Annotated in this window: 19 protein-coding genes, 4 tRNA genes and 2 pseudogenes; 18 read left to right on the top strand and 7 right to left on the bottom strand. The window is 68.1% G+C overall.

Going from position 1 to position 17,571, the window contains the following annotated elements; translation table 11 throughout:
• Positions 1–112 precede the first annotated feature (112 nt).
• From ACH492_RS30365 to ACH492_RS30375, 3 genes are all read left to right on the top strand, one after another.
• Positions 113–194, top strand: a tRNA-Tyr gene (locus tag ACH492_RS30365).
• Positions 195–844: 650 nt separating this feature from the next.
• Positions 845–1,345, top strand: coding sequence for a hypothetical protein (locus ACH492_RS30370; RefSeq protein WP_398991130.1), 501 nt, complete (start codon positions 845–847; stop codon positions 1,343–1,345).
• A gap of 13 nt (positions 1,346–1,358) precedes the next feature.
• The gene (locus tag ACH492_RS30375; RefSeq protein WP_398991132.1) at positions 1,359–1,775 is read left to right on the top strand and encodes a hypothetical protein; all 417 of its coding nucleotides are present in this window, start codon (positions 1,359–1,361) and stop codon (positions 1,773–1,775) included.
• Between the two features lie 167 nt (positions 1,776–1,942).
• On the opposite strand, the pseudogene ACH492_RS30380 reads toward ACH492_RS30375, so the two are convergent.
• Positions 1,943–2,149 (bottom strand): annotated as a pseudogene (locus ACH492_RS30380) (integrase core domain-containing protein); the annotation flags it as partial.
• Between ACH492_RS30380 and ACH492_RS30385 the strand changes: the two are divergent.
• A pseudogene (locus tag ACH492_RS30385) lies at positions 2,137–2,397 on the top strand (4a-hydroxytetrahydrobiopterin dehydratase); the annotation flags it as partial. The pseudogenes ACH492_RS30380 and ACH492_RS30385 sit on opposite strands and share 13 nt — an antisense overlap.
• 399 nt (positions 2,398–2,796) lie before the next feature.
• Here ACH492_RS30385 and ACH492_RS30390 read toward each other — a convergent pair.
• The 3 genes from ACH492_RS30390 to ACH492_RS30400 form a co-directional block, all read right to left on the bottom strand.
• The gene (locus ACH492_RS30390; RefSeq protein ID WP_398991134.1) at positions 2,797–3,294 is read right to left on the bottom strand and encodes a GyrI-like domain-containing protein; all 498 of its coding nucleotides are present in this window, start codon (positions 3,292–3,294) and stop codon (positions 2,797–2,799) included.
• A gap of 72 nt (positions 3,295–3,366) precedes the next feature.
• Positions 3,367–4,023: an SDR family oxidoreductase gene (locus ACH492_RS30395; RefSeq protein ID WP_398991136.1), complete on the bottom strand. Its 657-nt coding sequence runs from the start codon at positions 4,021–4,023 to the stop codon at positions 3,367–3,369.
• A gap of 146 nt (positions 4,024–4,169) precedes the next feature.
• On the bottom strand, positions 4,170–5,402 hold the full coding sequence (locus ACH492_RS30400; protein ID WP_398991138.1) for an amidohydrolase family protein: 1,233 nt from the start codon (positions 5,400–5,402) through the stop codon (positions 4,170–4,172).
• A 225-nt stretch (positions 5,403–5,627) separates the two neighbouring features.
• Between ACH492_RS30400 and ACH492_RS30405 the strand changes: the two genes are divergently transcribed.
• The 10 genes from ACH492_RS30405 (at position 5,628) to ACH492_RS30450 (ending at position 12,015) form a co-directional block, all read left to right on the top strand.
• Positions 5,628–5,700: transfer RNA gene (locus ACH492_RS30405), tRNA-Thr, on the top strand.
• 46 nt (positions 5,701–5,746) lie between these two features.
• Positions 5,747–5,819: transfer RNA gene (locus ACH492_RS30410), tRNA-Met, on the top strand.
• A gap of 85 nt (positions 5,820–5,904) precedes the next feature.
• On the top strand, positions 5,905–6,069 hold the full coding sequence (gene rpmG / locus ACH492_RS30415) for a 50S ribosomal protein L33 (protein WP_003956487.1): 165 nt from the start codon (positions 5,905–5,907) through the stop codon (positions 6,067–6,069).
• Between the two features lie 103 nt (positions 6,070–6,172).
• Positions 6,173–6,628 (top strand): MaoC family dehydratase N-terminal domain-containing protein, encoded by a 456-nt coding sequence (locus ACH492_RS30420; protein ID WP_398991140.1) that lies wholly within the window; start codon positions 6,173–6,175, stop codon positions 6,626–6,628.
• The gene (locus ACH492_RS30425; protein ID WP_398991142.1) at positions 6,625–7,053 is read left to right on the top strand and encodes a MaoC family dehydratase; all 429 of its coding nucleotides are present in this window, start codon (positions 6,625–6,627) and stop codon (positions 7,051–7,053) included. The genes ACH492_RS30420 and ACH492_RS30425 overlap by 4 nt, the downstream gene beginning before the upstream one ends.
• A gap of 104 nt (positions 7,054–7,157) precedes the next feature.
• A complete protein-coding gene (locus tag ACH492_RS30430) occupies positions 7,158–7,769 on the top strand; it encodes a TetR/AcrR family transcriptional regulator (RefSeq protein ID WP_398991144.1) in 612 nt (203 codons plus the stop codon).
• 78 nt (positions 7,770–7,847) lie between these two features.
• On the top strand, positions 7,848–9,290 hold the full coding sequence (locus tag ACH492_RS30435; RefSeq protein WP_398991146.1) for a DHA2 family efflux MFS transporter permease subunit: 1,443 nt from the start codon (positions 7,848–7,850) through the stop codon (positions 9,288–9,290).
• Positions 9,291–9,417: 127 nt separating this feature from the next.
• Entirely contained in the window at positions 9,418–10,473 is a 1,056-nt protein-coding gene (locus ACH492_RS30440; protein WP_398991148.1) for a UDP-N-acetylmuramate dehydrogenase, read from the top strand.
• Between the two features lie 85 nt (positions 10,474–10,558).
• Positions 10,559–11,083, top strand: coding sequence for a SigE family RNA polymerase sigma factor (locus ACH492_RS30445; protein WP_398991150.1), 525 nt, complete (start codon positions 10,559–10,561; stop codon positions 11,081–11,083).
• Positions 11,080–12,015 carry a hypothetical protein gene (locus ACH492_RS30450; protein ID WP_398991152.1) on the top strand — a complete coding sequence of 312 codons (936 nt, stop codon included), beginning with the start codon at positions 11,080–11,082 and terminating at the stop codon, positions 12,013–12,015. The genes ACH492_RS30445 and ACH492_RS30450 overlap by 4 nt, the downstream gene beginning before the upstream one ends.
• Here ACH492_RS30450 and ACH492_RS30455 read toward each other — a convergent pair.
• Positions 12,012–12,647, bottom strand: a complete 636-nt coding sequence (locus ACH492_RS30455) for an NAD(P)-dependent oxidoreductase (RefSeq protein ID WP_398991154.1) — start codon at positions 12,645–12,647, stop codon at positions 12,012–12,014. The genes ACH492_RS30450 and ACH492_RS30455 overlap by 4 nt on opposite strands.
• 109 nt (positions 12,648–12,756) lie before the next feature.
• On the opposite strand from ACH492_RS30455, the gene ACH492_RS30460 reads away from it, so the two are divergent.
• Positions 12,757–13,350: a TetR/AcrR family transcriptional regulator gene (locus ACH492_RS30460; RefSeq protein ID WP_398991156.1), complete on the top strand. Its 594-nt coding sequence runs from the start codon at positions 12,757–12,759 to the stop codon at positions 13,348–13,350.
• Between the two features lie 6 nt (positions 13,351–13,356).
• On the opposite strand, the gene ACH492_RS30465 is transcribed toward ACH492_RS30460, so the two are convergent.
• The gene (locus tag ACH492_RS30465) at positions 13,357–14,376 is read right to left on the bottom strand and encodes an adenosine deaminase (RefSeq protein ID WP_398991158.1); all 1,020 of its coding nucleotides are present in this window, start codon (positions 14,374–14,376) and stop codon (positions 13,357–13,359) included.
• A gap of 187 nt (positions 14,377–14,563) precedes the next feature.
• On the bottom strand, positions 14,564–15,790 hold the full coding sequence (locus ACH492_RS30470) for a pyridoxal phosphate-dependent aminotransferase (protein WP_398991159.1): 1,227 nt from the start codon (positions 15,788–15,790) through the stop codon (positions 14,564–14,566).
• Positions 15,791–15,960: 170 nt separating this feature from the next.
• On the opposite strand from ACH492_RS30470, the gene ACH492_RS30475 reads away from it, so the two are divergent.
• The 3 genes from ACH492_RS30475 (at position 15,961) to nusG (ending at position 17,430) form a co-directional block, all read left to right on the top strand.
• Positions 15,961–16,033: transfer RNA gene (locus ACH492_RS30475), tRNA-Trp, on the top strand.
• A 111-nt stretch (positions 16,034–16,144) separates the two neighbouring features.
• A complete protein-coding gene (gene secE / locus ACH492_RS30480; protein WP_307661695.1) occupies positions 16,145–16,432 on the top strand; it encodes a preprotein translocase subunit SecE in 288 nt (95 codons plus the stop codon).
• A 74-nt stretch (positions 16,433–16,506) separates the two neighbouring features.
• Complete coding sequence (nusG, locus tag ACH492_RS30485; RefSeq protein WP_398991162.1) at positions 16,507–17,430, top strand: transcription termination/antitermination protein NusG; 924 nt, start codon at positions 16,507–16,509, stop codon at positions 17,428–17,430.
• Positions 17,431–17,571 lie beyond the last annotated feature (141 nt).

Here is a 17,571-nt window from a genome sequence, read left to right on the forward strand (position 1 = left end):
GCCCCGAGGGCTGATCAATCCAGTGGCAGAGCACCCCTGGGCATCAGGTATCGTTTACGTCGTTGCCACGGAGCACCGCCCCACAGCGGTCACTCTCGCGGCGACATCCCATGGCGGTGTGCCCGAGTGGCCAATGGGAACGGACTGTAAATCCGTCGGCTCTGCCTACCCAGGTTCGAATCCTGGCGCCGCCACGTGATGAAGATGGCCCCTGATCTGCGGAAACGCAGATCAGGGGCCATCGTCGTATGCGCGGCAGGACGGGCTCACTGTCCCGCTCTGTCCCGCTCGGGCACGCTCTCTACCAGTAGTTGTGGACGGCATTCCGGCTGGGCGCACGGCCTTCGCCCGCGAGCCAGGGACAGCAGAGGAGCTCCTTGGAGGGGATGCCTATCGCTCGCCACTCGCTGAGAGCCGGCCTGCGTTGTGCATCGGCGTCGCAGGTGTCGCCGGCGTTGCGCTGGGTTCTGGGTCGGTAGACACGGCTCCGTCAGAAGCGACAGGCGATAGCCTCCGAGTGGTACGGAGGTGCCAGAGCTCGATCGCAAGCCGATTGGGCGGGGCGTGACGCGTGAGGGGGAATTTCGTGGAATTGGCGCGTACAGCGATCGGCTTCATTGCAGCAATAACCGTCCCGGCGGGTTTGCATTGGTACAAGAAAAGGCCCTGGGTTGCAGTAGGGTTCGCTTCGGGGTATGCGGCGGCAGTGGTTCTGCCTGTAAGCCGCAGTCTCGGCGCCTGGCTCACGTTACTCGGAGTCGGGCTCCTGGCCATCTGTATGGCAATTCTCAACAGGCCGTGGCCTCCATTTCCCGCGTCCTTCGGCAGGCTCCGGCGACCCACGATGACGTCATCGCGCTATTCCGCAGCTGCTGGCATCGTCGCTGCCGTCATCATTCTTGCATTCGTGGGATGGAAGGCGGTTCTGGAGTATGTGGACAGCCTGGTTGTCGCCAGCGATCGGTTTTTGATCACTCTGTCAGGTCTGCTTGTGGCCGTATTCGGCTGCCAGCTCATTATTGCCCGCGCTGTGCGGCCGCTGTTGAGCGAGATCGAGGCGAGGATCACAGCCGGCGAGCTCCCGGATAGTACGCGAGACTTCATCAAAGTGGGACCGCACGTCGGATGGATCGAGAGGTTCATCCTGTTCGTGTTCCTGGTCGCTGGCAGTCCCCCAGCGGCCGCACTTGTGGTGACGGCCAAGACTCTCGCCCGGGCGCCGGAAGCGAAGGAAGGTGGGAAGCTGGTCGGTGACTACTATCTGATCGGAACGCTAGTCAGTGTGGCGGCAGCTCTCGTGGCAGCCTGTCTCACCAGACTTATCCTTGGGCTACCGCCCCTTTAGGAGACCGGATGCCATGCTGCGCGATCACCGATTCTTCCGAAAACTACTATCCTTGGGTTTTCCACCCGAGGACTATGTGATTGCCGGGAGTGGCCCACTATTGGCGCACGGCATCCGGCGAGATATTGGGGATATTGATGTTGTGGCGCGTGGCGTTGCCTGGGAGCTTGCTGCAAAATGGGGCGCGCCTCAGCAAGCTCCCTTTGGTTGGGCTCAGCATGTGGTTCTTTTTGATGGATCGATCGAAGTTCTAAATGGCTGGTTCGACTATTCCGTTGATTCGCTGATCATGGAGGCTGAAATCTTTGAAGGTATGAGATTCATGCCTTTGGAGAGGGTGGCTGAGTGGAAGGTCAGATTGTTGGATGGCGGGGCGGGTCGTGACAGCGATCTTCGGGATATTGCATTGATCAAGAATTACCTGAAATGACCCCTACCAGCCGCTGGTTGCTGGAATTCTGTATCTCCGTCTTCGTGAGCACATCGACGACCTTCTCGCCCACCTGATCCGGCTGGACTGGCATGCCTTGGTCGAGCCGGCATGCTGTTCGGCTCGACCAAGGGTGGGTTGGATCCGGTCGATTGAGAGCGCTCGGTGTATTGACCTGGAGCGTTGTTCACGCGGGTGATCGGTGGCTGGCCTGCGAGTGCGGTGTGGCAGCGGTGGTGGTTGTAGGTGTGCAGGAAGTCTGCCAGGGCTTCGGTGCGTTCGGCGTTGGTGGTGTAGGGCCGGACGTAGGCCCATTCGTCGAGCAGGGTGCGGTTGAAGCGTTCGACCTTGCCGTTCGTTTGTGGCGGCCTTGTCCCCGTGGAGCTTGGCCGGCTTGCGTCGGCGGGGACCACGGCGCGACCGCATCGCCCGGGGGTACCGCCTCCCCAGCCACTTCGCGGTGACCGCGCTGGTCGTGCACATCGCGCGAATCCAGGACGAACTGAACCACCACTCGGACCTGACGCTGGGCTACAACACCGTCGCTCCGTCGGTGAACACCCACGACGCCGGGGGCGCGGTCACGGAGAAGGACTTCACGCTCGCGACCCGAGTGGAAGGAAAATCGCGGACTGCCACGGCGCGGCGCCGAATGGGGTGGGCGTCTGCTTGGGTGAGCGGCGCCCAGGACCCGTGCAGCCAGTAACCCGCACGGCGTAGCACTCAGCTTGTCCAAGACTTGCACGTTGACCTGGACACTCCAGTTGGACAGCGCCACGAAGGCGTGCAGGATACCTACCTTGCTGGCGCGCGAGGTTACAGGGCCGAAACGCGCCCATTGGGTGGTGTCGCCGGGCCAAGGCCGGGCCTGCGAACAGCCGACCGGTTGATGACCTGCGCACCTCAGTCCGCCGCGTCCAGCTGGAGCACTGCCCGCACGTAGTTCCGGCCGCGCCTGCCCCCGCCGCGACTCCCGCCGCTTCCGAATTCCCCCTCCACCGCGCCCCCCACTCGGCCGGTCTCAGTCAGCCAGCCGGAAAGCCAGCTCGACCTCCCACTTGGACATGTCCGGTTCCACCCGCGGGTCGGTCAGATATGACTCCAGTCGGCACGCCCAGCGCTCAACGCCGTCGACCACCGTCATGTCCCACTCCAGCCCCTTCCGCTCGGCCCACTCCCGAACAGCCGTGATCACCCCGAACAGCTGGTCGGGATGGCCGACATGAGTGACCGTCACATAGCGCCCCGCGGGCAGCACGGCGATCCCGATGTCCCCTTCGGGCTCCGGCATGGACACGACGGGCATGCCCGCCTCGACCTCCGACTCCGCGTCCATGTCGATGCTGTTGAAGCGGAAGAAGGGGGCGCCGGCGAACTCCGCCCCGCGGCCGGTCAGCCAGCCGACCAGTTCCGGCAACCGGTCCGCGATCTGGGCGAAGTCGTCCATCCGAACGGACCCGCGGATGAAGGCGTACAGCTGCTCCCCGCGTTCCACGATCGCGGGCTGAATCTCAGGCATGTGTTCCCTCATGACATCAAGGACCATACGGAGACGGGAAATTCATCGGCGACCAATCCGCGAATAAGCCGGTCAGTTTCCGGCGACGTCCTTCACCGCAACGGTCACCGGCACCGAGCCGCTGATCAGTTCCAGCGTCAGCCCCGCCGTGGCCGGCGTCTCCACCAACTCAGCGAGCACCGCCGCCACATCGTCGCGCGGCACCATCCCGCGACCCGTCGAAGCCTTCAGTTGTACGAGACCTGTGCCCGCGTCGTTCGTCAGCGTGCCCGGCCGCAGAATCGTCCAGTCGAGGCCCGACCTGGACCGTACGTCGTCGTCCGCGGCGCCCTTCGCCCGCAGATAGGCGTCGAACTCCCCGTCGCCAGGGTGCTTCGCGCCGGCGCCCATCGACGACACCACGATGTACCGCCGTACGCCTGCCCGTTCCGCCGCGTCCGCGAAGAGCACTGCGGCGCCGCGGTCCACTGTCTCCTTGCGGGCGCTGCCGCTGCCAGGGCCCGCGCCCGCCGCGAAGACCGCCGCCCCGGCGCCCTGCAGCACCGCGGCGACCTCCTCGACCGAGGCCGACTCCAGGTCGAGTACGACTGGTTCGGCTCCGGCTTCGCGCAGGTCGGCGGCCTGTTCAGGTTTGCGGATGATGCCTACGACCTCGTGCCCGCCCGCCGCGAGCAGCCGCTCCAGACGGAGTGCGATCTGACCGTGTCCTCCAGCGATGACAATGCGCATGACTACGACGTTACGTCCGAAGCGCGGAGCCCGCTCAGGGACTGACGCGTTCCCTGCTCAAGGCCCCCGGCTCAAGGCCCCAGACCGCAGGCTCAAGGCCCGGGCTCACGGCTCAAAGGCCGGGCCTTGAGCTCAAGAAGCAAGGCTCAGGGCCCCGGATCCGGGCGTCCCTGACGCGGCAGTTCCAGCGCCACCGCGACCGCCGAGTCGCAGTACTCGCGTACCGCGCTCGTACGCGCCACTACCCGCCCGCGATGGATCACGATCCTGCTGTAGGCCAGCGACAGCACCCCCGAGATCCGCTCGCCACGCACCGCCAGCAGCTCCGCGGGGAAACCGGCCTCCACCCGCACCTCGGGCAGTCCCATCGCCTCCCGCGCCGCCCCGGCCACCGACCCGTACGCGTCCTTCGCCCGCATCCCGCCCTGCGAGGCCAGCAGATACGCCGCTTCCAGCGGATCGCCGCGCCCCACCGGATTCGATACGTCCCGCAGAGCCCCGCTGCCCGCCGCGACCCGCACCCCGGCCGCGCGCAGCAGACGCACCGGCGCGTTGCCCCGGAGTTCCACGGCCGCGCAGCCGCCCTGTGGCACGCAGACCACCGTCACGCCGGCCGCCGCGAGCTGGTCCGCGGCCCTTGAGGCCACTTCACGCGGCAGTCGGGCGAGCCCCGCGCACGGCCCGATCACCACCCCGGACCGCAGCCCGCCCGCCATCGCCGCCAGCCGTGCGAGCCGCGCCGGGTCGTCACCGTGCGTGTGCAGATCGACCGGGCAGCCGTGCTCCGCCGCGACCTCCAGCACCGCCTCCGCGTACCCGGTCGGATCCGGGTCGGCGTCCGGGCATCCGCCCACCACCCCCGCGCCCATCTTCACCGCGTCCCGCAGCATCGCCAGACCGTCCGCGCCCGCGACGCCCGTCAGCAGCCGGGGCACGGCCACAGCCGTCAGATCGGCGAGCCCGCGCAGCGAGCGCCGCGCCTGCAGGACCGCCTCCAGCGGGCCGAGCCCCTGCACATCCCCGATCCGTACGTGCGAGCGCAGCGCAGTCGCTCCGTGGCCGAGCTGCAGCAGCGCGGCCTCTGTGGTGCGCCGCTGGACGTCCTCAGTGTCGTACGAGACGGGCCCGGGGGAGTCGGCGGTGAGTGCGGTGTCGCCGTGGGCGTGCGGCTCGGCGGGGGCAGGGAGCAGCAGATAGCCGCTCAGATCCACTCGGGTGGAGCGCGGGGTGAGGCTGCCCGCGGTGCCGACAGCCTCGATGCGGCCGCCGCTGAGCCGTACGTCGACGGTGCGGCCGTCCGTGAGCCGGGCACCGCAGAGCAGCAGCGCAGTGGTGTCCGCGGTGGTGCCGTCGGGTGGCTGCGGCTGGCTGTCGGGCATCGCGCTCCTGGGTGGGGCGGTGGGGCTCGGGCGGCGCGACGAGGGGCAAGATCACGCGGCGTGGGTCGAGCCTAGGGGCGCACCGAGCGCGCTTCGAGGAGGAGCGCAATAGTCGTACCGGTGTGGCCACGAGTGGCGTACGGGACGGGCGAGGTGGAGGCCATGAGGGGAGCGGGAAACGGATTTGGGCGATCGGCGACCGACCGTGTAATGTCTTCATCGCTCGCCCCAATAGCTCAGTCGGTAGAGCGTCTCCATGGTAAGGAGAAGGTCTACGGTTCGATTCCGTATTGGGGCTCTGATGTCGGAGATCCTCACCTCCGGGTGAGGGGATCCGGTATCGCAGCGGTGTAGCTCAGTCGGTAGAGCAAGCGGCTCATAATCGCTGTGTCACCGGTTCAAGTCCGGTCACCGCTACACACAGTAGCCGATTGTGGGGTCGGTCCTCCGGTCGGCTACTCTCTTATGCGTTCATCCGTCCATCCGTCCAAGGAGCACTCACGTGGCTGCCACCGACGTCCGCCCGAAGATCACGCTGGCCTGCGTGGAGTGCAAGGAGCGGAACTACATCACCAAGAAGAACCGGCGCAACAACCCGGACCGTCTTGAGATGAAGAAGCACTGCCCGCGCTGCAACTCGCACACGGCGCACCGCGAAACGCGCTGAATCAGGCTCGTATACGAGGCCGTCCCCACTGGGGGCGGCCTCGTGTCGTTTGTAGTGGTCAATCCATCAGCTTGTGGTCAATCCATCAGGAGGGAGCCAGTCCATGGCGCTCGACCAGTCCTTCGTCGGGCGGACCTATCCGCCCACCCCGCCCTATGAGGTCGGCCGGGAGAAGATCCGTGAGTTTGCCGAGGCGGTGGGTGACGCCAATGCCGCGTACACCGACCCGGAAGCCGCCAAGGCTCTCGGCCACTCCGATGTGATCGCTCCGCCGACTTTCGCCTTTGCGATCACTTTCAAGGCAGCGGAACAGGTCATTCAGGATCCACAGTTGGGGCTGGACTACGACCGGGTGGTGCACCGCGACCAGAAGTTCGCGTACACGCGGCCGGTGCGGGCAGGGGACCGGCTGACGGTCACCTCGACCATCGAGACCATCAAGTCCCTTGCGGGCAACGACGTCGTGGACATCCGCGGCGAGGTGCACGACGAGGCCGGCGAGCATGTCGTGACCGCGTGGACCAAGCTGGTGGCGCGCGCCGCCGAGGAGGCGTCATGACGGCGAAGATCTCTTACGCGGACGTCGAGGTCGGCACCGAGCTGCCGGCGCAGAGCTTCCCCGTCAGCCGGGCCGCACTGGTGCAGTACGCGGGCGCCTCGGGCGACTTCAATCCGATTCACTGGAACGAGAAGTTCGCCACGGAGGTCGGACTTCCCGACGTGATCGCACACGGCATGTTCACCATGGCCGAGGCGGTCCGCGTGGTGACCGACTGGGCCGGCGACCCGGGTGCGGTCATCGAGTACGGAGTGCGCTTCACCAAGCCCGTCGTCGTGCCGAACGACGAGAAGGGCGCGCTGATCGAGGTCAGCGGCAAGGTCGCGGTGAAGCTGGACGACAACCTGGTGCGGGTCGACCTGACGGCTACGAGCGCCGGGGAGAAGGTGCTCGGGATGTCCCGGGCCGTCGTGCGGCTCGCCTGAGCGATACTGGCGACGAGGTAAGGGGCACCCCGCAATGGGGGGTGCCCCTTACTCGGTCCCGCCTCTCCTTGACTTCGTTAGTGATTGGACACTAACTTAGCCTCATGGCCAGGATGAGTGCAGAGGAGCGACGCGAGAGCGTCATCCGCGCCGCGATCACCGAATTCGCGCACGGCGGCTACAACGGCACCTCCACCGAGGTGATCGCCAAGCGGGTCGGGGTATCGCAGCCGTATCTCTTCCGCCTCTTCAAGAACAAGCGGGAGCTGTTCCTGGCCGCGGCACTCCGCTGCCTGGAGGAGACCCCCAAGGCATTTGCCGACGCGCTGGAGCGGCGTCCCGACAGTTCGCCGATGGAGGCGATGGCTGCCGCGTACATGCGGCTCATCGATGACAGCGACAAGCTTCTGATGCAGATGCAGACGTATGTCGCGGTGGCCTCCGCCGACGCGGCCGGGGACCACGAGTTCGGTGAACGGATCAGGGCCGGCTGGGCCGAGGTCTGGGACCAGGCTCAGGTCGCCTTCGCCGGGGACTCGAAGCAGACGACCGACTTCCTCGGCTGCGGCATGCTGATCAACGTTCTGGTGGCGCTGGGCTTCCCGGAGGAACACCGGGTGTGGTCCGGACTGGACATGTCGGACATCAAGGTCGCGTCGGACATTAAGGTCGCGTCGGACGTCAAGGCTGCGTCGGACGTCAAGGGTCCGCGTTAGTTGCAGCAGCCGCCCCTTTCTCGGGGTGAGTTGCGCCTGTGAAAGTTAGTCATTAATAACTAACCCTCTGGGGGAGCAATGAACCAGCAAGCAGGCCGCCGCCCCAGCGCCGCCTGGGCCCTCGTCATCACCAGCGTCGCCGGCTTCATGGCGGCCCTCGACAATCTCGTCGTCACCACCGCTCTTCCCTCCATTCGCAAGGACCTTGGGGGCGCGCTGGAGGACCTCGAGTGGACGGTGAGCGCGTACACCCTCACCTTCGCCGTCCTGCTGATGCTCGGCGCCGCCCTCGGTGATCGCTTCGGCCGCCGCAGGCTCTTCATAGCGGGCCTGGCGATCTTCACCGGAGCATCCGCAGCGGCCGCCCTCGCGCCCGGTATCGATGCCCTCATCGCGGCCCGCGCCGTCCAGGGCGTCGGCGCCGCGGTCATGATGCCGCTCACCCTGACCCTGCTCACCGCGGCTGTCCCCGTCGCCCGTCGTGGTGCGGCCCTCGGCATCTTCAGCGCCGTCACCGGCCTCGCCGTCGCCAGTGGACCCCTCATCGGCGGCAGTCTCACCGAGCACATCTCCTGGCAGTGGATCTTCTGGCTGAACGTTCCGATCGGCCTTGTCCTGCTGCCGTTGGCCCTGCTGCGCCTGGACGAGTCGTACGCCCCCAACGCCCGGCTCGACGTCCCCGGCACCCTGCTCGTCAGTGGTGGCCTCTTCGGCATCGTCTACGCCCTGGTCAACGGCCAGGCCGACGGCTGGACCAGCACCCCGATCCTGGCCGGTCTGATCGTGGGCACGGCGCTCATCCTCGCTTTCGTCCGCTACGGGATCACCAGCAAGAACCCCATGCTCCCCATGCGGCTCTTCCGCGACCGCGCCTTCTTCGGGATCAATGTCGCGAGCCTGCTGATGTTCCTTGGGATGTTCGGCTCGATCTTCCTGCTCAGCCAGTTCCTGCAGGGCGTCGCCGGCTATTCGCCCACCGAGGCGGGCCTGCGGATGCTCCCCTGGACGGGCATGCCGCTGATCGTCGCGCCCATCGCCGGCTACCTCTCCGACAAGATCGGCGGCCGTCCGGTCGTCGCCACCGGCCTCGCCCTCCAGGCGGTCGGCCTCGGGCTCTTCGCCATCGTCCTGGAGCCGGGTGTCTCGTACGCGGCTCAGCTCCCCGGCCTGATCCTCGGTGGCGTCGGTATGGCGCTGTACTTCGCCCCCGCGGCCAGCGTGGTCATGTCCAGCGTCCGCCCCGCCGAGCAGGGCATTGCCTCCGGCGCCAACAACGCCCTGCGCGAGGTCGGCGGAGCCCTCGGCATCGCGGTCCTGGGCGCGGTCTTCGCCGCCCAGGGCGGCTACGAGACCCCCGACGCCTTCACCGACGGCACCGTCCCGGCGCTCTGGATCGGCGCGGGAGCAGTGGCACTCGCGGCACTGGTCGCGCTGCTGATCCCGGGCCGCCGCCGCGCCGCCCTGGCGGGGACGGAGGAGGCGGCCGCGACCGCCGATGAGCGCGCGCCCGTCGCTGTGTGACAGCCGCCTCACGGCAGCCGTATCGCAGCCCGATGGCAGCCCTGTAGCAGCTGTACGACAGCGTGTGTACGCATGCGGTCCGTGGCCCCGCCCGAGCGGCGGGGCCACGGACCGTACCCTTGTCCCCGTGCAGGAACTCCACGACGCCCCCCTCGCCCCCCTGACCACCTTCCGGCTCGGCGGCCCCGCGACCCGCCTCGTCACGGCGACCACCGACGACGAGGTGATCGCCGCCGTACGTGAGGCGGACGCCGCCGGCACCCCGCTGCTGATCATCGGCGGCGGCAGCAATCTGGTCATCGGCGACAAGGGTTTCGACGGCACCGCGCTCCGCATCGCCACCCGCGGCTTCGAACTGTTCGGCACGAAGCTCGAGTTGGCGGCCGGCGAGGTGTGGACGGACGCCGTCGCCCGCACCGTCGAGGCGGGCCTCGCGGGCATCGAGTGCCTGGCCGGCATCCCCGGCTCGGCCGGTGCGACCCCGATCCAGAACGTCGGCGCTTACGGCCAGGAAGTCTCCAGCACCATCACCGAAGTCGTCGCCTACGACCGCCGCACCGGCGAGACGGTCACCGTCCCGAACGCCGAGTGCGCCTTCTCGTACCGCCACAGCCGCTTCAAGCAGCACCCGGAGCGCTATGTCGTCCTGCGCGTGCGCTTCGATCTTGAGGACGCGGACGGCCTCTCCGCCCCCCTCAAGTACGCCGAGACGGCGCGCGCCCTCGGCGTCGAGGCGGGCGACCGCGTTCCGGCCGCCGCGGCGCGCGAGAGCGTACTGAAGCTGCGCGCCGGCAAAGGCATGGTGCTGGACCCCGAGGACCACGACACCTGGTCCGCGGGGTCCTTCTTCACCAACCCGATCCTGACGGCCGGGGAGTACGAGTCCTTCCTCACCCGGGTCCGTGACCGGCTCGGCGAGGACGTCGCGCCGCCCGCCTTCCCGGCGGGGGACGGCCTCACCAAGACGTCGGCGGCCTGGCTGATCGACAAGGCGGGCTTCACCAAGGGGTACGGCACGGGCCCGGCCCGTATCTCCACCAAGCACACCCTCGCCCTGACCAATCGTGGCGAAGCCACCACCGAGGACCTGCTGGCCCTGGCCCGCGAGGTCGTGGCGGGCGTGCGCGAGGCGTTCGGCGTCACGCTGGTCAATGAGCCTGTGACGGTCGGCGTCAGCCTCTAGAACCCTGATGGAACCTGCAGGGCTCCCCAGGTTGTCGAGTGGGTGACAGGGTCTTCGGACCACACACTGCTCGGGGGGAGCGCCAGTGCGTCAGGGCGGCTCGGCTCGCGATTCGGAATTCGCGGATTTTGTGACAGCGTCACATGTGTCCCTGCTGCGGACCGCCCGTCTGCTGACAGGTGATCCGCACACGGCCGAGGATCTTGTGCAGGCCGCGCTGATACGGGTCTATACGCACTGGGGCCGCTCGGCAGGCTGGGAATCGCCTCAGGCGTACACACGCAAGGTCGTAGTCAATCTCTACGCGACCTGGCGTCGCCGCCGCTGGCACACGGAGGTGGTCCGCCCGGAAGGGGATATCGCCCCGGACAGCCACGACATGGCGGGGAGCGCGGAGGCCAGGCTCGAACTGGGCCGTGCGCTCGCATGCCTGCCCCGTGCTCAGCGTGCTGCGGTAGTGCTCCGCTTCTACGAGGACCTGTCGGTGGAACAGACGGCCGAGCTGCTCGGCTGTTCGCCCGGGACGGTCAAGAGCCGTACCAACAGGGCATTGGAGAGGCTGCGCGCTGCGGGCGCGCTCGCCGGTTATGCGGGAAGGGGCACGCGGTGAGCGACGACGAAGAGGTGCTGAGGCGGGGCCTGCGGGACCTGGCCGAGCTGGACGGCCCGCCTGGGGGCCTGACCGCGGTGGAGACGTTCCTGGCGAAGGGCCGCCGCGCTCGCCACCGCCGCCGGTCCCTGGCGGTGTGCGGTGCGGTGGTGCTGGTCGCGGGCGGATCGATGCTGGGCGTGCGGTGGGCGGATACGGATACGGGACCTGCTCCCAATCCGCCGCCGCTCGCCTCGAAGGGGCCACACCCGAACCGCGGGACGTACGAGCCACAGCTACCGTCGGAGGCGGGTGGGCCCCTGGACACCGGACCCCTGAAGCCGGAAACGGGGGTGCGCTACCGGTACGACCTGTCGGCCGCCTGCGACCTGAAATACGCCGTCTTCGGCGGCCGCGTGTGGGAACGCCGCGAGGGCGGGACCCAGTTCACGTTCAGCTGGGTGTCGGATCGCCTCCACGGGTACATGCGTTGGTCGGACGGACAGCGGACCCGGGCAGAGGCGGACACGGCCACCTTCGAGACCGACTCGCCCGCGACGCCCGTTCTGACCTACCACCCCGTGACCGGCGAAGCGCCGCCCTGCCTCGCCGAGGAGCCGGAGCGGAGGTTCTCCGATGCTCCGGCGGCCACGCTCGGCCCGAAGGACCCGCACATCGGCACCAAGTACGTGTACGACATGACCACGGAGTGCGACATGCGCTACGCCGAGTTCGACGGCCGGCTCTGGAGGGCCGAAGGCCCGAGCGCGCCGGGCAGCCTCGTCGACTCGAACGGCTTGCCCATCCCTGCCCACATGACCCTGGTGTCCGAGGACACGGCCGTTCTTGAGTTGTCGGGCCCGCCGAAGACAAGGAAGATCACATACCGCCTCGTGGAACGTCGTGCCGACGACTGCCCCAAGCCAGCCGCCGACCCGTACGCCACCAACTAGTACGCCACCCCCACCGCCTGCTTCAGCGTCGCCGCGTCATCCACCATCGCCAGCATCGCGTGCGCCACATCCGCCCGCCCGATCTTCGCCCCGCCTCGCAGGTTCGCCCCCACGGCCGTCCGGTACACCCCGGTCACCGGCACATCCACCAGCTTCGGCGGCCGCACCGACGTCCAGTCGGTCGCACTGTTGCGGAGCTCCGCCTCCATCGTCCGCAGGTCGTCGTAGTGCTTGCGCAGGATCCGCGAGATCAACGGCGTCCCGATATAGCGCAGGAAGAACGTCTCGTTCTCCGGTACGGGCCCGAGCGGCGCGGCGCTCACCACCAGGAAGCGGCGCACCCCCTCCGCGTCCAGCGCCCGAAGGATCATGCGCGTCAGGCCCGACGCGATGCCCACCTGCTTCATCGTGCGCGGACCGAGCCCCGAGAACACCGCGTCCCGGCCCGCCACGGCCGGCCTCAGCGCCTCCGGGTCGTCGAGGCCGGCCGTGACCGTCTCCAGACCCTCGCCCGTCACCGTCAGCCGTGCCGGGTCCCGCACCACCGCCGTCACCTCGTGCCCCGCCGCCAGGGCCTGGCGGACGATCTCCTGGCCGATCCCGCCGGTCGCACCGAAAACTGTGAGCTTCATGGCGCACCCTCCTCAGGTGGGTAAGTATTCACTCACCCCTAGAGTGGGTAAGCACTCACCCACCAGTCAAGCCCCGACAAGGCCTCACGAGCCCCGATGCGAGGATCCCTTGCAGAAACCCGCCCGCGTCCGCATCCTCGACGCCGCACACGAGCTCATGCTCACCATCGGCCTTGCCCGCGCCACCACCAAGGAGATCGCCAAGGCGGCCGGCTGCTCGGAGGCGGCGCTCTACAAGTACTTCGCGAACAAGGAAGAGCTGTTCGTGACCGTGCTCAAGGAGCGGCTGCCTAAGCTCAACCCGCTGCTGGAGCGGCTCGTCGAGCACCCGGGGGAGCGGACCGTCGAAGAGAACCTCACCGAGATCGCCCGCGAGGCTGCGCACTTCTACGCCGAGAGCTTCCCGATCGCCGCCTCGCTCTATGCCGAGCCCAAGCTCAAGCAGCGCCACGACGCGGCCATGCGCGAGCTGGGCCGGGGCCCGCACTTGCCCATCCGGAGGCTCGACGCCTACCTCCGCGCCGAGCAGGCCGCCGGCCGTATCGGGCCCGACGCCGATACCTATGCCGCCGCATCCCTGCTGCTCGGTGCCTGCGCCCAGCGGGCCTTCGCGTACGACATGACCGAGGACGGAAAGCCACCGCAGCCGGTCGACGAGTTCGCCGCAGGCCTCGTCCGCACCCTGCTGCGCGGAATCGGCTAGCGCCCGCTAGCCGGCCAGCCAGTCGTCGATCCCCGCCAGCAGCTTGCTCCGGACATCCTCCGGCGCCGCCGAGCCCCGCACCGACTGCCGCGCCAGCTCCGCCAGTTCCGCGTCCGTGAAGCCGTGGTGCTTCCGCGCCAGTTCGTACTGTGCCGCCAGCCGCGAGCCGAACAGCAGCGGGTCGTCCGCCCCCAGCGCCATCGGCACCCCCGCGTCGTACAGCGTCCGCAGCGGCACGTCCGCCGGTTTCTCATAGACGCCCAGTGCCACATTCGACGACGGGCACACCTCGCACGTCACCCCACGCTCGGCCAGCTTCCGCAGCAGCCGGGGGTCCTCCGCCGCCCGCACCCCGTGCCCGATCCGGGACGCGTCCAGATCGTCCAGACAGTCCCGTACGGACGCCGGTCCCGTCAGCTCGCCGCCGTGCGGCGCCGCCAGCAGTCCGCCGTCCCGGGCGATCGCGAAGGCGCGGTCGAAGTCCCGTGCCATGCCGCGGCGTTCGTCGTTGGAGAGGCCGAAGCCGACGATCCCCCGGTCCCGGTACCGGACCGCGAGCCGCGCCAGTGTGCGGGCGTCCAGCGGGTGCTTCATACGGTTCGCGGCGACCAGCACCCGCAGTCCGAGACCGGTCTCCCGCCCGGCACGCTCCACGGCGTCCAGGATGATCTCCAGCGCTGGGATAAGGCCGCCCAGCATGGGGGCGTACGAGGTCGGGTCGACCTGGATTTCGAGCCAGCCCGAGCCGTCCCGCACATCCTCCTCGGCCGCCTCGCGCACCAGCCGCTGGATGTCCTCGGGGGAGCGCAGACAGGACCGCGCGATGTCGTAGAGCCGCTGGAAACGGAACCAGCCGCGCTCGTCGGTCGCCCGCAGTTTGGGCGGTTCACCGCTGGTCAGCGCATCGGGCAGATGGACGCCGTACTTGTCGGCGAGCTCGAGCAGGGTGGTGGGCCGCATCGATCCGGTGAAGTGCAGATGCAGATGGGCCTTCGGCAGCAGCCTGAGGTCTCGTACGTGCTCCATTGCAGGATCTTGCCGCACGCGCGCGCAGACCGGCAGCCCCTTTCCCCGATCGGGCGCTTGCCCGAACGAAGAAACGGCCCTCAAGCGGGGCTCCCGCCGCCGAGCCTGGCAAAAACGCCGGACGGGCTGGATGTCCAGCCCGTCCGGCGTTCGAGTACAGAAAGGGACGTAAGGGGATGGAGCGGAATCAGTCGCGGGCCTCCGCCAGCAGCTTCTGCATCCGCGACACACCCTCGACCAGGTCCTCGTCGCCCAGCGCGTACGACAGCCGCAGATAGCCCGGCGTACCGAACGCCTCGCCCGGTACGACCGCCACCTCGGCCTCGTCGAGGATCAGCGCCGCCAGCTCCACCGAGGTCTGCGGGCGCTTGCCGCGGATCTCCTTGCCGAGAAGCGCCTTCACCGAGGGGTACGCGTAGAACGCGCCCTCCGGCACCGGGCACAGCACGCCGTCGATCTCGTTGAGCATCCGCACGATCGTCTGGCGGCGGCGGTCGAAGGCGGTACGCATCTCGGCGACCGCGTCCAGCGAACCGGAGACGGCGGCCAGCGCGGCCACCTGCGCCACGTTCGACACATTGGACGTGGCGTGCGACTGAAGGTTGGTCGCGGCCTTCACCACATCCTTCGGGCCGACGATCCATCCCACACGCCAACCGGTCATCGCATAGGTCTTGGCCACACCGTTGACCACGATGCACTTGTCGCGCAGCTCGGGCACGAGCGCCGGCAGCGAGGTGAAGGTGGCGTCGCCGTACACAAGGTGCTCGTAGATCTCATCCGTCAGGACCCACAGACCGTGCTCGAGGGCCCAGCGTCCGATCGCCTCCGCGTCGGCCCGGTTGTAGACCGCGCCGGTCGGGTTTGACGGCGAGACGAAGAGCACGACCTTCGTACGCTCCGTGCGCGCCGCCTCCAGCTGCTCCACGGAGACCTGGTAGCCGGTGGTCTCATCGGCCACGACCTCGACCGGGACACCGCCCGCGAGGCGGATCGACTCGGGGTACGTCGTCCAGTACGGCGCCGGGACGATGACCTCGTCGCCCGGGTCGAGGATCGCCGCGAACGCTTCGTAGATGGCCTGCTTGCCGCCGTTGGTGACCAGGATCTGGGCGGCCTCGACCTCGTAGCCGGAGTCGCGCAGCGTCTTCGCGGCGATGGCGGCCTTGAGCTCGGGGAGCCCGCCGGCCGGGGTGTAGCGGTGGTACTTCGGGTTGCGGCAGGCCTCGATCGCGGCCTCGACGATGTAGTCGGGTGTCGGGAAGTCCGGCTCACCCGCGCCGAAGCCGATCACCGGACGCCCGGCGGCCTTGAGAGCCTTTGCCTTGGCGTCGACGGCGAGGGTTGCGGACTCGGAGATCGCGCCGATGCGGGCGGAGACCCGGCGCTCGGTGGGAGGGGTTGCAGCGCTCATACGGCCATCGTCCCAGACGGCAAACGCACCCGGCACACAGGTTTCGAGTAGCGGACAGGAACCGTCCGGGAGCTATCTGTTCGACGCCGGGCCTGCGACCACGTACACTCACTCGTCGTTGGCCCCTCACCAACCACATCTGCGGATGCGGTAGGTTGGGGAAACCACAAAGGGTCGTAGCTCAATTGGTAGAGCACTGGTCTCCAAAACCAGCGGTTGGGGGTTCAAGTCCCTCCGGCCCTGCTACACACACCTTCGCCAGGATGTGTGCGCATGTATGCACGTAATTCATTGCACAGCCGTGCGGCTCAACCGGGCGCGGCACGGCCACGACCCGGAATCAGGTGAGAGATCGTGACGGACGCCGTGGGCTCCATCGACATGCCTGATGCCGATGACGAGGCGCCGGAGTCGAAGAAGAAGACTCGTAAGGGCGGCAAGCGCGGAAAGAAGGGCCCTCTGGGTCGTCTCGCGCTCTTCTACCGCCAGATCATCGCCGAGCTGCGCAAGGTCGTCTGGCCGACTCGCAGCCAGCTGACGACCTACACGACAGTGGTGATTGTCTTTGTAGTCGTCATGATTGGTCTTGTGACCGTGATTGACTATGGGTTCCAGGAAGCCGTCAAGTACGTCTTCGGCTGATCCCGCGGAGGGCGCCGGCAGCGGCGCCCCTTTCGCATGTTCCACCCATCTGTATCCAGGAAGAAGCAGCCACCGTGTCTGACCCGAACCTGAACGACGCCGTCGAGCCCGTGGAGGGCGAAGAGGCTGCGGCGACGGCCGAGGCGGCCGAGGCTGCGCCGGACACGGTCGACACCGACGCGCTCGACATCATCGAAGGGGCCGACGAGGTCGACCTCGTCGAGGCTGCCGACGCCGCGGCGGGCGAGCCGGCCGAGCAGGCCGCGATGCACGTCGAGGACGAGGCCACCGCCGTCGCCGAGGTGGCAGAGGACGAGACCGTCGCGGCCGACGCCGGCGATGTCGAAGAGGCCGCCGAGCCGACCGAGCCCGAGGCCCCGGCCGACCCGATCGCCGCCCTCCGCGAGGAGCTGCGCGGCCTGCCCGGCGAGTGGTACGTCATCCACACGTACGCCGGATACGAGAAGCGCGTGAAGGCCAACCTTGAGCAGCGCGCCGTCTCGCTGAACGTCGAGGACTTCATCTACCAGGCCGAAGTGCCCGAGGAAGAGATCGTCCAGATCAAGAACGGCGAGCGTAAGAACGTCCGCCAGAACAAGCTTCCCGGGTACGTCCTGGTCCGTATGGACCTGACGAACGAGTCCTGGGGTGTCGTCCGCAACACCCCCGGCGTCACCGGCTTCGTGGGCAACGCCTACGATCCGTACCCGCTGACCCTGGACGAGATCGTCAAGATGCTCGCCCCGGAGGCCGAGGAGAAGGCCGCGCGCGAGGCCGCCGAGGCCGAGGGCAAGCCGGCTCCGTCGCGCAAGGTCGAGGTCCAGGTGCTGGACTTCGAGGTCGGTGACTCCGTCACCGTCACCGACGGCCCGTTCGCGACGCTGCAGGCGACGATCAACGAGATCAACGCCGACTCGAAGAAGGTCAAGGGCCTCGTCGAGATCTTCGGCCGCGAGACCCCGGTCGAGCTGAGCTTCGACCAGATCCAGAAGAACTGAAACCTTCTGGAACATACGCCTCCGAACAGGTCAGACCGGCTCTCGCGGCCGCTCTGACCTGCTCGGTTTTTGGCCGCGCAGCTATACCCGTTATCGTTGTGCGGTATGCCTCCATCCGGATGATCGGGTGGAGCGCTGAAA

The organism is Streptomyces sp. NPDC019443, from assembly GCF_044389785.1.
Taxonomy (GTDB): domain Bacteria; phylum Actinomycetota; class Actinomycetes; order Streptomycetales; family Streptomycetaceae; genus Streptomyces.